This is a genomic window from Rhizobium sp. 862_C5_N1_2 (genome assembly GCF_051811205.1).
Classification (GTDB): Bacteria; Pseudomonadota; Alphaproteobacteria; order Rhizobiales; family Rhizobiaceae; genus Rhizobium; species Rhizobium leguminosarum.
The window spans coordinates 128,863-143,505 of the sequence record NZ_JBPWPT010000002.1 but is presented as its reverse complement, the minus strand read 5'-3'; the positions used below and the strand labels follow the sequence as shown (position 1 = coordinate 143,505).

Here is a 14,643-nt window from a genome sequence, read left to right as displayed (position 1 = left end):
GATGTGATGAAGGCGAGCGGCTTCCCATACGTCCTACCGATGCTGTTGCTTTCGGTGGCGTTCTTCGCAACGCCGCTCGCCGTCCTCGTCGGTTTCAGCTTCGCCGGCTCCGGCGGAGCAACCCTCGAACATTATGCCCGCTTCTTCGGGGACGCGTTCAATTTCCGCGTCCTCGTCAATACCGCAAGGCTCGGCCTTGAAACCGTCATCGGCACGACCTTGCTCGGCGTGCCGATCGCGCTTCTCTACTGGCATGGCGGCCGAAACCTGCGGCAGGTGCTGATTTTCCTGACGCTCATTCCGATGCTGACCAGCAATGTCGTGCGCACCTTCGCCTGGATCGTCATCCTCGGGCGCCAGGGGCCGATCAGCGAAGCGCTGGTTGGGCTCGGCCTCGTGGGCATGCCGACGAGCCTGCTGTTTACCGAACTCGGCCTGGTCATGGCAATGTGCCAGATCGACCTGCCACTGATCATCCTGCCGCTGATCGCGATCCTGTCACGCACGCCCGTCCAGCTGACGGAAGCCGCCCAGGTTTCCGGCGCCGGTCCCTGGCGCATCCTTGTCACCGTGCTTCTGCCGCTGATGCTGCCGGGCCTGCTGGCAGGCTGGATCCTCGTCTTTGCTAGCACCAGCAGTTCCTTCGTCACCCAGGCCGTCATCGGCGGTGCGCGCAACGTCTATGTTCCGCAGCTGATCTACCGCGAAGTCGGCACGCTGTTCGACTGGCCGCTGGCCTCGGCCATCGCCGTCGTTCTCCTGCTGTCCACCGGTTGCCTGCTGGTCGCCCTTACCATGATGTCCCGTCACAGGAGGTTGGTCGGTCATGCGTGATCGTCGCGAAAACCCCATGCCCGTCATGCTCTACAAGGCATTCGTCTACGGATTTGGCGGGCTCTGCGTCATCTATCTCGTGGCACCCATAGTGATAGCGCTGACGATGTCGTTTACCTCGGGGCAGACATTGAAATATCCGCCGCAGGGCTTTTCCTTCCGATGGTACGCGGCGCTGCTCGATCCCGTGCGCTCGGCCACCGAACATATCGCCGCCTGGAATTCGCTGAAGATCGCCGGCCTTGCCGTCCTCGGATCGCTGATCTTTGCGGTTCCGGCAACCATCGGCATGACGCGCATGCAGCGCCGCACGGTCGGCACGATTGAGCCGCTTCTGCTCGCCCCGCTCGTTCTGCCGAGCCTCGTCTACGGCCTTGCCGCCTTGATCGTCGCCAATTTCATCGGCTTCAAGCCGTCGCTCTGGCTGACCGTATCAGGCCATGTGGTCGTCTTCGGACCGCTGATGTACCGAGCCGCCTCCGTCGTCGCCCAGGGACTCAATCCCTCGCTTGCTGAGGCATCGACGACCATGGGCGCGAGCTGGTTCATGACGCTGCGGCGCGTGACCTTGCCGCTGCTGATGCCCGGCATTCTGGCCGGCGCATTTCTCGTCTTCATCCAGTCGCTCGATAATGTGTCGGTATCGCTTTTCCTCGCCGACGCCCGAACGACCGTCTTGCCGCTGCGCATGTTCGCGCTGATCGAGGAATCGCTTGATGTGCGCGTCGCGGCAATTTCGGGAATTCTGATCGCCGTGACGCTGGTGGGACTGCTGGTTGCCCGGCGCGTTCTCGCGCCGCCACGGCAGGCCTGAACGATCCGCCATTTGACCTATGCTTGGATTAGAAGGAACAAACTTATGAACATGCGTGCGACAAACGCAGGCGGCTATCGGATGGGATCGCTGCTGGCCGATTTCCAGCCGGATTTTGATTTCTCCGCTCCGCTGCCGCTTCCTGTCGAAGAGTTCGAGGACCGCCTTCGCCGAATTCGCCGTCAGGCGGTCGAAGCCGGTCATGACGCGCTGATCGTCCACGCCGGCAGCGTCGGCTGGTTCCACGCTTCGAACGCCTATCTGCGCTATATCTGCGACTGGATGCGCGAAGGCGTGCTGATCATCCCGACCGACGCCGACAAGGCGATGGTGCTTCTGTCCTTCTTCACGCAATCCGTCCTGCTTCCGCCAGGCGGCGAGCCCGTACTCGTCGACGAGATCTGGCAGATCGGCCCGATCGGCCGCGAATATGCCGACCGCCCGGGCGATTCCCTCCTCAAGACCGCCGAGAAATGCGCAGAGGTTCTCGCCGATCTCGGTCTCGCCAAGGCCCAGATCGGCAGGATCGGCGACCGCACGTCACTGACCTTCTGGTCTGCGCTCGACGAACTGATGCCGAAGAGCAAGTTTGTCGCCGACAACGCCATCCTCGACCGCATGCAGAAGGTCCGCTCGCCGCGCGAGATCGAGATCTTCCGCGCCGCCGCCCAGCTGATCAGCATCGGCACGCAGGCTGCCTATCATGTGGCAAAGCCCGGCGTGACCGACCATGAAATCCTGGCCGCCTTCACCTATGCGCAGATGGCACTCGGCGGCGAGACGGGCGACGGCTACCAGATCGGCATCAACGAATTCGGCACGCATTGCGGCAAGCCCTATGGCCATATCGTCCGCCCGGGCGACCTCATAAACCTCTACATCTCCAACGTCACCTATCGCGGCTATACGGCCCAGACCGCCCGCATGATCGCGATCGGCGACATCACCAGCCATCAGGAGGATGTGCTTGCCGCCTGCACCGAAGGCGTCAAGCGGGCCGAAAGGCTCGTCAAACCCGGCGCATTGATGCGCGACGTCAACAATGCCGCCTTCGAACCGATGATCGAGCGCGGCATGCTCATGTCACCCGAGGCACGCACCATGCCCTATAACTGGTCGCCGATGGAAGACGGCGGAGCACGCCTGATCCCCAATCAGTATGTGAAGGACATCGACTGGGAGGCGCAGGGCCGCAAGCTCATGCATGTCTATCCGGCAACGCACGGACCGCACAATCCGAACCTCGGCCATTCGGTCGGCATGGCCGGCGGCCAGAACAGCTTCAACATCTCCTCGCACAACTACGACAGGATGGAGGAGGGCATGGTCTTCGTCCTCCACACCCAATGGCTGGAACCGCTGTCGGCCGGCTGCAATATCGGCGACATGTATGTCGTGACCAAGGACGGTTTTGAGAACCTCAGCCGCCATACCCCGCTTGAAACCCACCACGTCGGTGCCGAGGCCTGACATGACCGACAACAAATCTCATACGCATTTCGATTTCGGCAAGCTGACCGAGCGCGAGCGTTACAAGATCCTCATCGGCACAGTCATTCCCCGCCCGATCGCGCTGGTGACGACAGTGAGCAAGGATGGCAAGCCGAATGCCGGCCCGTTCAGCTTCTTCAACGTCCTCACTCACGACCCGGCGATCGTCGCCATCGGCGTCGAGAATTATGCCGACATGCGCTTCAAGGATACAGCCCGCAACATCCGCGAAACCGGCGAATTCACGGTGCACATCTGCGACGACGCGCTCGTCGAGCGGATGGAGGTCTGCGCCATCAAGTTCGGGCCTGAGGTCGATGAACTCTCGGAAGCCGGACTGACAACGGTGCCGGGACAGATGGTCAGAAGCCCACGCATCCTCGCAGCCCCCGCAGCGCTGGAATGCCGCCGCCACACGACCCTGCAGGTCGGTCCCGCCCGCGAAATCATCCTTGGCGAAGTGCTCGGCGTCTATGTCAGAAGCGATGCGGTCAATCCGGCGAACCTGCACATCGACCAACAGCGAATGGATGCCGTCGGCAGGATGGGCGGCCACACCTATGCCAGGACGCGCGACCAGTTCGACATCAAGACTCTGACGAAGGAGGAGTGGGCTTTGCGCCAAGAGGTTTCGAATGCGGCCACCGCTTGAGCTTGCCACCAATCCGAGATTTTCTCACGGACCTTGCCCGATCCTCACGCCGACATATCGAGCATCAACTCCTTCTTGTCGATCCCGCGAGCAATTTGGGGGGGCGACAGCTCATATCGCATCAAGGCGCCGGAGTGTTCTTGGAGTTCACCGCTTCTCGGAAATGACGGGGGGTCGTACCCGTTCGCTCCTTGAAAATCTCGTAGAAGCGGCTGCTGGAACCAAACCCGCAGTCAAAACCGATCTGGAGGACAGGATCCTCCGTGTCTGTCAGAAGCTGCATCGCCCGGGCAATCCGATGTCGGGTCAGGTATTCGTTGACTGATATTCCCAGAACCTTTCGGAAAGCGCTGTTGGCGGTGCTTGGATGCATGCCCGCAAGCTTGGCGAGATCGGGTACGCTTATCGGATCTGCGTAGCGGGAATTGATGAGGTCGATCAGCAGCTCGACGTGGCGCACTGCGTGGCCAGCCAACGATGTCGGAGAGACATTGGTCGGCGAATTGTCGATTTCAGCATTGTCCAGGATCAGACGTCGTATTCGCAGTCGTACTTCCTCGACGATCAATTTCCGTCTTGCCGCACTGCCGCCCTGCCATTCCTTTTCCCATCGCGGGAGTGTCAACGCATCCATCGTTTCCTGATTTGCTTGCGCCAGAAACCTCCCCTGCATGATCGACTGCCTCGCCTTTCTGTCCACCGGCAGACCAAGGAAATCGATAAGGGGAAGATAGAGACATACGAGCGGCGCGTTTTCGGCAACAGCGATCGTCTGATGGGGAATTGCGGCCCAGAATAAAACCAGGCGGCCGGCCTCAACCTGTTCCAGCCTTCCATTGAAAAGGTAGGTCATCTGGCCTGCCATGAGCAGGTTTAATTCAACGTGGTCGTGCCAATGCGGTGCGGCCATCGCATCAGCGATGTGACGCTCGATCAGGAACTGCCCTCGGGATCCAATCCATTCGCCGCGGCTTTGGCTATGTTTCATTTGTAGGAGACTCGAATCCCGGAATTAATAGGCCGATGTCAGGAAGAAATTCTGATCTAGAAGGAGCAATAAGCAATCACAACCCATGGGGAGATTGCAATGCCGAAGATTTGTCTGGTTGGCGCTGGCAGCACCGTTTTTGCCCAGAACATTCTGGGAGATGTCCTGTCCACGCAGAGAGGGAGCGACTACGTCATCAGCCTCTTCGATATCGATCCAGAGCGACTGAAGACGTCAGAAATCGTCGCTCGCCGGATCTGCGAGTCGCTTAAGCTTTCAAGCGTCAGGATCGACGCCACGCTCGACCGGCGGGAAGCACTGCGCGGGTCTGATTTCGTGATCCTCATGATGCAGGTCGGTGGCTATAAGCCGGCTACCGTCACGGACTTCGACATTCCGAAAAAATATGGCTTGCGTCAGACGATCGCCGACACCCTTGGCATCGGGGGTATTTTCCGCGGTTTGCGGACGATACCAGTCCTTGAGGCGATCTGCCGAGACATGCAGGAGGTTTGCCCGCGGGCTCTTCTGATGCAGTACGTCAACCCGATGGCCATCAACTGCTGGGCGATCAAGGATCTGGCCCCGGAAATCCGGACCGTCGGCTTGTGTCATAGTGTGCAACACACAGCCGGGCATCTCGCGCAATGCCTTGGCGAGGACATTGCCGACGTGAACTACGTTTCGGCTGGGATCAATCACGTCGCCTTCTTCCTGAAATATGAGAAAGTTCACAGCGACGGACGGCTGGAAGATCTCTATCCGAGACTGAACGCTCTCGCCTCCGATGGCCGCGTTCCGCCGGACGATCGGGTGCGGTTCGATGTGCTCAAACGGCTCGGCCACTTCGTCACCGAATCCAGCGAGCATTTCTCCGAGTATACCTCCTGGTACATCAAGGAGGGACGAGGGGATCTGATTGATCAGCTCAATATCCCGTTGGACGAATACATCCGGCGCTGCGAAGTGCAGATCAAAGAGTGGCATGCCTTGCGGAAGGAACTGGAAGGCGACAAGCCGATCGAGGTGTGCCGCAGCAATGAATACGCGGCCGGCATCATTCATGCCGCGGTAACCGGCAACCCGGCGCTGATATACGGCAATGTGCCAAACAACGGCCTGATCGAGAATCTGCCCGATGAATGCATCGTGGAAGTGCCTTGCCATGTCGACAGAAACGGAATTCAGCCGGTCCGGGTCGGTCGGATCCCCTCTCAGCTTTCCGCCGTCATGAACTTGAGTGTTTCTGTTCAGCAGTTGACGGTCGAGGCGGCTCTTACAAAAAACCGCGAGCGCATCTACCAAGCCGCTCTGCTCGATCCGCATACGTCTGCGGAATTGTCTCCAGACCAAATCTGGAACCTTGTCGACGACCTGATCGATGCGCACGGCGATTTGCTGCCGAGATATCAGTGAAATCCCGCGGGTAAGCCAGCCACAAGCGCATGATAGTTCATTCGTTTTAGGCGCGCCGTGAATTCACGGCGCGCCTTTTTCATTCCAGCGTCATCCAATAAATCAAAACACGTCAGAAAATTGATTGACACTGATCATTTGAAATGAAAATGTGATCGAAATTGGGATGGATCGTGAGGGAGATTTTCGTTGAGCCAAGCAGTTGGAGTGAAGGTCGATCGGCTGGATGCCATTCGCAGCCACCTCTACGCGAACGGCTTTTCGACCATCCAGGCTCTTGCCGATGCGATCGGCGCATCGCTTGCCACGGTTCGTAGAGACCTGCAGATCCTTGAGCAGGAGGGGGCCATTGATCGCGTGCATGGCGGAGCGCGCATTGCCGAAGGATCATCGGTTGAGGTTGCATTTCAGGAGCGGGAAAAGCGCCATCTATCGGCCAAGCGGGCGATTGCCACCGCGGCCTACGACCTGCTTCATCCGCGTACGGCAATCTTTCTCGACGCAGGAACGACCGTCCTGCAGCTTGCGCGCCTCGTTCGCATCAACCCCATGCCGCTCAGGATATTCACCAACGGCCTGACGGTAGCGCAGGAATTCCTGAACATTCCGAATTTGGAGGTGGTGCTTCTCGGTGGTCAGCTGCGTAGCGAGAATGCGTCGCTTGTCGGACCTCAGGCGGAGGCAATGCTGGAAACATTATGGTTCGACCAGCTCTTTCTTGGCGCCAGCGCCATTAGTTCCGACGGCGCGATCTACAGCGTGGACAGTGCGGAAGCGAGCCTCAACAGGCGCATGCTGGCCCGGTCGGCCAATCGTTTCGTCCTGGCCGATTCCTCGAAATTTGGAACCACGGCGACCTACAAGGTCGCGCCGCTGGACACCGCGAAAGTCATTACCGATTCCGGGCTTTCGCGGCATTGGCGCGACGAGCTTGTCAACTTCGGCGTCGACGCAACGATCGCCGACCTGAGGGCGAAAGAGTGAGCGACGCGCTGATCCTCGGCATCGACGGTGGCGGAAGCAAGGTGCTGGTTGCCCTCGCGGACAAGCGTGGCCGGATATTGCGGCGTTCCCGCGGCCACGGGGTCAATCCCATGGACAATCCGAATTGGCTCCAGGAGCTGGAGCAGCATCTCCTTCCCTTTCGCGATGAAGGAAATCTGGCGGCCGTCGCCGCAGCGCTGCCCGCCTACGGGGAGGTTGAGCGCCTGTCGGTTCTACAACGGGATGCGATCGAGCGCCTGTTCCCAAACGTCCACCGGCGCGTCCTCAACGACGTCGACGCGGCGCATCTCGGTGCTTTTGCGGGTGAGCCGGGTATCCTCATTCTTTCCGGCACGGGTTCAATGGCATGGGCGCGCAATTCTGAAGGCCAGTCGGCGCGCACTGGCGGCTGGGGAGATCTCGTCGGTGATGAGGGCAGCAGTCATTGGATCGGGCAGAGGGCGCTCAACCTCGTCAGCCAAAGCCTGGACGGGCGTGCTCCGGCAACGGCTCTCGCAAAGGCCTTGTTTGACCACCTTCACATCGGCCCGAGCAATCCCATGAATGGCCTCGGCGATTGGGCCAGCTCCTTGGCGAACCCACGGGCAGACATTGCGGCAATTTCGGCCCTCGTCGATCAGGTCGCACTTGGCGGCGACAAAGGGGCGATCGCGTTGATCGAGCAGGCGGCCGATGAATTGGCGAAGCATCATGCGGCAATTGCCGGCCATTGTGATCCGGATGCCGACTGGACCTATGCCGGCGGTACTTTTTCGAGCCGGCTACTTCTGGAGGCGCTTGAACGCCGAATTGGCAGGCCTCCGGCTTTGCCGAAACTTCCCCCGATTGGCGGCGCGCTCCTGGCTGCCGCCCAGCTTCTCGACTGGCCGTTAGACGACGGCTGGTTCGGGCAAATCGTGGCCACGGCCGAAGGCGGTGACCGCGCATCCCAGTGAATTGAGCTCAAGAATAATGAAGGATGGGAACATGCATAAATTGATCTTGCCTCTACTTGCATCAGCAGCCCTGGCAATCGCCGCACCTGCTCTTGGCCAGGACGCCAAGCCGCTTGCCGGCCAGTCGATCACAGTGCTCATGCCATCGCCGCAGGGACCGAATATCGCCTCTGACTTCGAGGCCGAAACCGGCATTCACGTCGACCTGCAGACCTTGTCCTGGGACGACATCCGCCCGAAGCTGGTGACGGCTTTGGTTGCCGGTACAGCGCCGGCTGATGTGACCGAGTTCGATTGGTCCTGGACCGGTCAGTTCAGCGCCGCCGGTTGGTATATGCCGCTTGACGATGTGATCGACGCCGACACCGTGAAAGATATCGGTGTTGCGAAGATCTTCACCGTCGACGGCAAGTTATTGGGTATCCCCTACACCAACGACTTCCGGGTGATGCTCGTCAACAAGAAGCATTTTGCGGATGCAGGCATCACCGAGATGCCGAAAACATTGGATGCGCTGGTCGCTGCAGCCAAGAAAATCAAGGAAAAGGGCATTGTCGAGTATCCGATCGGCCTGCCGGTTTCAGCAACCGAAGGCGCGTCAACGAGCTGGTACTTGCTGACCAAGGCCTTCGGTGGCGAACTCTTCGACAAGGACTTCAATCCGCTCTTCACCTCGCCGGATTCGGCTGGTTACAAGGCGCTTGCTTTCGAGCTGATGCTCCTCAAGGAAGGCCTGGTCGATCCGGCGTCTACCGGCCTGAAAGACAGCCAGATCAATGAGAGCATGTTCGGGCAGGGCATCACCAGCATCATGATCTCCGGTGAGCCCGGCCGTCTTGGCCAGATGAACGACCCGAAGCAATCGAAAGTCGCCGGCCAGGTAGAAGCGATCCTCGTGCCGACGGCAAGCGGTGAAACGCGCAGTTTCGGCCTTCCGGAAGCGCTGGCTATTCCAAACGTCTCTCCCAACAAGGAGGCGGCGATCGCCTTCGTCAAATGGTTCACCAGCAAGGACTTCCAGAAGAAGAATGCCGTGAACGGCTTCCTGCCGACCCGCACGTCAGCGCTTTCCGAACTCAACGAGTCCGGAAAGCTGAACAGCGGCGATGCTCTCGTGGCGCAGTCCAAAACCGTTGAGCCGCTCTTCCCGCAGGGCACGCCGCCTTGGTATCCGCAATTTTCCAGCGGCGTAAACACAGCGATCAATAGCGCTGCCAAGGGACAGATGAGCGTAGACCAGGCGATGGAGGCTATCGCTTCCGCCGCCAAGCAGGCAATGGCGCAATGACCGCTTTGGCGTCCGAAGAGGCCACGAGCAAGCGTGGGGTCGGCTTCAACGCCGACGCCACACTCGGCTTGCTGTTGGTGTCGCCCATCGTTATCACGATGGCAGCTTTGGTCTTCTACCCGATGGGAAGAACCGTCTGGGACAGCCTGCACAGGGTCAACCCCATGCAGGCCGGCACTCCATTCATCGGCCTGGAAAACTACAGCCGAATGCTATCGGATGGCCAGCTCGCGACCACCTGGAGCAACACGCTCACATACGTTGTTCTGGCCGTCGTCGCCGAAACCGTGTTCGGCGTTCTTGCCGCCGCTCTCATCAATCAGATCAAGGTCGGGCGGCAGTGGGTTCTCGCAGCAGTGATCTTGCCCTGGGCGCTGCCCGGCGTTGTAAATTCGGTCATTTGGCTTTGGATTTATCAACCTGGTGCGGGTCTGTTGAACGGCATTCTTTCGGCGCTCGGGCTCCCCTTCGAAAATCACGTCTGGTTCAACGATCGCACCAGCGCCATCGTCGCCGTAACAATCGTCCACGTCTGGCGCATGATGCCTTTGACGATCGTCATCGTCCTTGCGGCGATGCAGAGTATCCCTGCTCATCTCTATGAGGCTGCGCGGATCGATGGAGCGACGCGCGTTCAGATGTTCGCATGGGTAACCCTTCCGCTGGTTCGCAGTGCGATCGCTGTCGCCATGACGAACGCAACCGTGAATGCTTTCAATCTCTTCGACGAGGCCTGGGTTCTGGCGGGTGCCAGCCTCGAGACCCGACCGGTGCTCGTCCAGATCTACCTCGAAACCTTCCAGAATCTCCGCTTCTCGTATGGCATGGCGCTATCGGTCGTGATCACTCTCGTGTCTCTGCTGATTTCGCTGGTCTACGTCCTTCGTGTCTACCGCAACACACGGTTCGACTGATGAAATCCACCATTGCCTATCGAATGATGATTTGGGCCGGCGTCGTCGTCCTGTTGATCTGGTCTTTAGGGCCGATCTACTGGACCATCGCGAGTTCGGTTACGCCCAGCGACGACTTTTCGACCCGACCGATCAACTTCTTCCCGCAGCACTTTACGCTGGATCACTACTCACGGCTGCTCGGCATCAATATCGCGCGGATCGGGGGTGTGGAGGTATTCAAACAGTTCCGTGCCGCGTTGCTCAATAGCGTGGTGACATCAATCGCTGCCACCCTGCTTTGCGTCGCGATATCCGCTCTTGGAGCGTACGCGTTCACCAGGCTTCAGTTTCCTGGCCGGAAAGTGCTTTTTGTCGCCGTCGTCGCGACTTTGGCCATTCCTGCTTACGCGGTCTTGATCCCGCTCTATCAGATCATGATCAAGCTGCATCTCGTCGATACCTATGTGGGCGTCTCGCTGATCTATGTCTCGGCCTTCCTGCCCCTGTCGTTATGGCTGTTGCGCAGCGTGTTCGAAGCTCTTCCGATCGCACTGGAAGAGGCAGCGCAACTCGACGGAGCCGGCCGGCTCTACATCTTCTTCAATATCGTCCTGCCGCTGGCCGGACCAGGTCTGACGGCAGCGGCGATCCTCACCTTCCTTGGTGCCTGGGGGCAGTATCTCGTACCGCTCATTTTCTCGCCGCAGGCAACGAAGCCCCTAACGGTTCTGATTCCAGAATTCGTAACGAAGAACTTCATCGACTACGGCCTCATCACCGCGAGTGGTTCGATCGCGATCGTCATTCCCGCCCTCGTCGTCATTTTCCTCAACCGTTACCTCGTCAGCGGCCTGTTGGCTGGTTCTGTCAAATAATCGGAGACTTCATGAGCACGACCGAAAAGGTTATTTTCGAGCAATTTCCTTACTGGGAGAAGGCCATTGAATTGAATTCAGCCGACGACCGCGCGGAGCTGCTCGTCTTCGTCGGCTGCGGCACGTCTTTCAATCTTGCACTTTCGCTGGCAGCCTATGCCAATATGGCGGGGCGAAAGGCAATCGCGGTCCCCGGCGCCGAATGGCAAAACCGCCCCTCGGCGTTCTGGCCGGAGTGGCGCAACACGCACGTCGTCGCGCTGTCCCGCAGCGGCGAGACGACAGAGACAGTCGCCGCAGCAAAGGCAAGCCGGGCCGCCGGCGCCTTCGTGACGGCGATAACGGTCGAACCGGAAAGCTCTCTCGCGAAAAACTGCGATCGGATGGTCGCGGCCGAAACCCATCCGGACGAAGGTATTGTCATGACGGTATCGGCGAGCCTCATGGTCCTTCTCGGTTTGCAGATGATCGGGCAGAAGGTTCCTGTCTCTGTCGTGAATTCGGCTCGCCAGCTCGCGACGGCTCTCGATGCCGCGCTGCCTGGAATTATCGCCGACCGGTCGCACTTCGTCTTTCTCGGCGGCGGCCCCCTCTTCGGCGTCGCCCTGGAAGGAGCGCTCAAGCTCATGGAAATGAGCCAGATCATGACCCAGGCCTTCCACCCGCTGGAATACCGGCATGGGCCGATCAGCCTCGTTGACGGGAAAACGGTTGCGGTCATGCTGTACAGCTCCGACCAGAGGGAAGCGGAGACGAAACTGGTGGGAGAACTGAGAGAAAAAGGCGCGGTTGTCATCGGTGTGGGTGGTCCGGGCGATCTGGAACTCGCCGTTGATGTCGATCTGTCACTTGCGGGTCTCGTTGTCCTTCCGGCGCTGCAGGTCCTCGGCGAACGCGCCGCGCAGGCTCGGCAAATCGATACGGTTTCTCCCCGTCACCTGACGAAGGTTGTGACGCTCGCATGACGAGGATCGAAGAGAACCGGCAGATCGCGCTGCGAAAGCTTTTCGGTGCCAGGAACCTGCCCTTTCCACATGGCGTCACTTCGGTCTGCTCGGCTCATCCGCTGGTCATTGAGGCAGCCCTTCGGCGTGCCGGCATGGAGCACCGGGCGGTCCTCATCGAAGCCACCTGCAATCAGGTCAATCAGGAGGGCGGCTATACCGCGATGACGCCTGTGGACTTTCGCCGGTTCATCGAGAACGTCGCCGCAGCGACTGATTTTCCAGCCGAACGCATCATCCTGGGAGGCGATCATCTAGGCCCCAACCCATGGAGGACGTTGGCGGCCGAGGAGGCAATGTTGCGCGCCATGGCTATGGTGACGGCCTATGTCGAGGCAGGGTTCGAAAAGATTCACCTGGACACGTCGATGGGCTGTGCCGGTGAACCAACGGCGCTCGATGACGAATTGACCGCGGCGCGGGCCGCTCGATTGGCGAAAGCCGCCGAAGAGGCCGCTCTTCGTTCAGGCCGCCGTCCGCCGGTCTATATCATCGGAACCGAGGTGCCGCCTCCGGGTGGTGCAACGCACGCACTCGAAGAAATCGAAATTACGCGGGCCGATGCGGCGATGAAAACCCTCGCGGTTCACCGGGCGTCGTTTGCCGAGGCAGGTTTGGCGTCGGCGATGGAGCGGGTCATTGGGATAGTGGTTCAGCCGGGTGTGGAATTCGGCAACACGGACGTGGCGCTCTACAAGCCTGAACGGGCCAAGAGCCTCATTCGTTCGCTCGACGACATGCCGGGCTTGGTTTTCGAAGCACATTCCACCGACTACCAGCCGGCCGAAGCCTTGTCTGCTCTCGTTGACGGCGGCTTTGCAATCCTCAAGGTCGGACCAGGGCTGACGTTCGCGCTGCGCGAAGCCCTCTACGGTCTCGATGCAATCGCTGATGTGCTTGCAGGGAAGACGCCACGAACCGGACTGATGACGACCATGGAAAAAATCATGGTTGAGCAACCGGCAAGCTGGGCGGGCCACTATGGCGGCAGTCCCGATGAGCAGCGACTGCAACGGCATTTCAGCTATAGTGATCGAATTCGCTATTACTGGCCGGATCCTCGAGCATCCGCCGCGGTCGGTGAATTGTTCAGCCGGCTTCCTGATGAAATTCCCGAAACTCTGATCAGCCAATATCTCGGCCGACTATATTCTGACGTGGTGTCAATGCGGGTCGCTCCGAAGGCCCGCGAGCTCTGCCTTGCTGCGGTCGACGCGGTATTGGCGCCTTATTCAGCCGCCACGGCAAGCCCATGAGCAATCGACAGCCGTGTCACACGAGCGGCTGCGTCCCGAAGATATCAATATTCAGCCGGAGAAAGTTATGGCGTCAGTAAGTGTGGCGAATGCCCGCAAGAGCTACGGTCACTTCGAAGTTCTGCATGGGGTGGATATTGATATCCAAGACGGCGAGTTCGTTATCCTGGTCGGCCCGTCCGGGTGCGGGAAGTCGACATTGTTGCGGATGATCGCCGGCCTCGAAGAGATTTCAGCTGGTCGGATTTCGATCGGCAGCAAGATCGTGAACAATGTCGCGCCAAAAGAACGCGATATCGCGATGGTTTTCCAGTCCTATGCGCTCTACCCCCATCTGACAGTCGAGGCGAATATGGGTTTTTCGCTGAAGCTGGCGAAAGCACCCAAGGAACAGACCAGGCAGCGTGTTCGAGAGGCCGCTGAAATTCTGGGGCTCGAGCATCTGCTCGACAGATATCCGAGAAATCTGTCGGGTGGCCAACGCCAACGCGTGGCGATGGGCCGTGCCATCGTTAGAAATCCGCAGGTCTTCCTGTTTGACGAACCATTGTCGAACCTGGACGCGAAGCTGCGTGTGCAGATGCGTTCCGAAATCAAGCAACTGCATCAGCGACTGAAGACAACGACCATTTATGTCACCCACGATCAGATCGAGGCGATGACGATGGCCGATCGGATTGTTGTGATGCGGGACGGCTTCGTCGAGCAGATAGGCTCGCCGTTGGATCTCTACGACCGACCGGCAAACCTTTTCGTGGCCGGCTTTATCGGTTCGCCGGCGATGAACCTTATTCGAGGGCAGGTCAGCACTTCGGGGCCGCTGGAGTTGATCGCGGACGGCGGAGGTAGGTTACCACTGCCCGAAGCAGCGTCATTGGAACGCGGCGCGCAGATTATCTACGGCATTCGCCCTGAGCATCTCACAATCGGACAAGGTCCTGCTACCGCTGAGGTCGTCCTCGTTGAACCTACTGGTGCTGAGATCCAGATAACCACGAAGTTTGGCGCCGATCACCTCGTTGCGACGGTAAGAGAGCGCCTTGATCTGCGCGCCGGCGACCAGATCGTCATTGCCCCAGATCTCAGCAAACTGCATCTGTTCGACGCGAGAACCGAAAGGCGGTTGAGGTCCGTCTAACCTGATGATTTTCCGGCAGAACGTGACATGGAGTTCAAGCTGATGACAGGT

The 14,643-nt window shown here is 59.4% G+C and carries 14 protein-coding genes; 13 read left to right on the top strand and 1 reads right to left on the bottom strand.

The annotated features are described in order from the left end of the window. Positions 1 to 6 precede the first annotated feature (6 nt). Genes ACD590_RS25020 through ACD590_RS25005 form a run of 4 tightly spaced genes read left to right on the top strand, consistent with a single transcriptional unit; the run spans position 7 to position 3,791 of the window. Positions 7 to 834, top strand: coding sequence for an ABC transporter permease (locus ACD590_RS25020; protein WP_018444758.1), 828 nt, complete (start codon positions 7 to 9; stop codon positions 832 to 834). After that, the gene (locus ACD590_RS25015) at positions 827 to 1,648 is read left to right on the top strand and encodes an ABC transporter permease (protein WP_439003614.1); all 822 of its coding nucleotides are present in this window, start codon (positions 827 to 829) and stop codon (positions 1,646 to 1,648) included. The genes ACD590_RS25020 and ACD590_RS25015 overlap by 8 nt, the downstream gene beginning before the upstream one ends. A gap of 45 nt (positions 1,649 to 1,693) precedes the next feature. Further along, positions 1,694 to 3,118 carry a M24 family metallopeptidase gene (locus tag ACD590_RS25010; RefSeq protein ID WP_439003613.1) on the top strand — a complete coding sequence of 475 codons (1,425 nt, stop codon included), beginning with the start codon at positions 1,694 to 1,696 and terminating at the stop codon, positions 3,116 to 3,118. A gap of 1 nt (position 3,119) precedes the next feature. Continuing rightward, complete coding sequence (locus ACD590_RS25005; protein WP_439003612.1) at positions 3,120 to 3,791, top strand: flavin reductase family protein; 672 nt, start codon at positions 3,120 to 3,122, stop codon at positions 3,789 to 3,791. A 121-nt stretch (positions 3,792 to 3,912) separates the two neighbouring features. Here ACD590_RS25005 and ACD590_RS25000 read toward each other — a convergent pair whose 3' ends face one another. After that, entirely contained in the window at positions 3,913 to 4,779 is an 867-nt protein-coding gene (locus tag ACD590_RS25000; protein WP_334545644.1) for a helix-turn-helix domain-containing protein, read from the bottom strand. A 99-nt stretch (positions 4,780 to 4,878) separates the two neighbouring features. Here ACD590_RS25000 and ACD590_RS24995 point away from each other — a divergent pair, with 99 nt between their 5' ends. The 9 genes from ACD590_RS24995 to ACD590_RS24955 all read left to right on the top strand — a co-directional run bounded on the left by ACD590_RS24995 (position 4,879) and on the right by ACD590_RS24955 (position 14,592). Next, entirely contained in the window at positions 4,879 to 6,195 is a 1,317-nt protein-coding gene (locus ACD590_RS24995) for an alpha-glucosidase/alpha-galactosidase (RefSeq protein ID WP_439003611.1), read from the top strand. A gap of 189 nt (positions 6,196 to 6,384) precedes the next feature. Then, a complete protein-coding gene (locus ACD590_RS24990; RefSeq protein WP_011649031.1) occupies positions 6,385 to 7,179 on the top strand; it encodes a DeoR/GlpR family DNA-binding transcription regulator in 795 nt (264 codons plus the stop codon). Further along, positions 7,176 to 8,135 (top strand): N-acetylglucosamine kinase, encoded by a 960-nt coding sequence (locus ACD590_RS24985; RefSeq protein ID WP_439003610.1) that lies wholly within the window; start codon positions 7,176 to 7,178, stop codon positions 8,133 to 8,135. Before ACD590_RS24990 ends, ACD590_RS24985 begins: the two co-directional genes overlap by 4 nt. A 31-nt stretch (positions 8,136 to 8,166) precedes the next feature. Beyond that, positions 8,167 to 9,423 carry an ABC transporter substrate-binding protein gene (locus tag ACD590_RS24980; protein ID WP_439003609.1) on the top strand — a complete coding sequence of 419 codons (1,257 nt, stop codon included), beginning with the start codon at positions 8,167 to 8,169 and terminating at the stop codon, positions 9,421 to 9,423. Beyond that, a complete protein-coding gene (locus ACD590_RS24975; RefSeq protein WP_439003608.1) occupies positions 9,420 to 10,337 on the top strand; it encodes a carbohydrate ABC transporter permease in 918 nt (305 codons plus the stop codon). Before ACD590_RS24980 ends, ACD590_RS24975 begins: the two co-directional genes overlap by 4 nt. Before the next feature lie 23 nt (positions 10,338 to 10,360). Beyond that, a complete protein-coding gene (locus ACD590_RS24970; RefSeq protein WP_020493433.1) occupies positions 10,361 to 11,194 on the top strand; it encodes a carbohydrate ABC transporter permease in 834 nt (277 codons plus the stop codon). Positions 11,195 to 11,205: 11 nt separating this feature from the next. Further along, a complete protein-coding gene (locus tag ACD590_RS24965; protein ID WP_439003607.1) occupies positions 11,206 to 12,159 on the top strand; it encodes an SIS domain-containing protein in 954 nt (317 codons plus the stop codon). Beyond that, positions 12,156 to 13,454, top strand: a complete 1,299-nt coding sequence (locus ACD590_RS24960) for a D-tagatose-bisphosphate aldolase, class II, non-catalytic subunit (RefSeq protein WP_439003606.1) — start codon at positions 12,156 to 12,158, stop codon at positions 13,452 to 13,454. The genes ACD590_RS24965 and ACD590_RS24960 overlap by 4 nt, the downstream gene beginning before the upstream one ends. A 67-nt stretch (positions 13,455 to 13,521) precedes the next feature. Then, positions 13,522 to 14,592, top strand: coding sequence for an ABC transporter ATP-binding protein (locus ACD590_RS24955; RefSeq protein WP_334546168.1), 1,071 nt, complete (start codon positions 13,522 to 13,524; stop codon positions 14,590 to 14,592). Positions 14,593 to 14,643 lie beyond the last annotated feature (51 nt).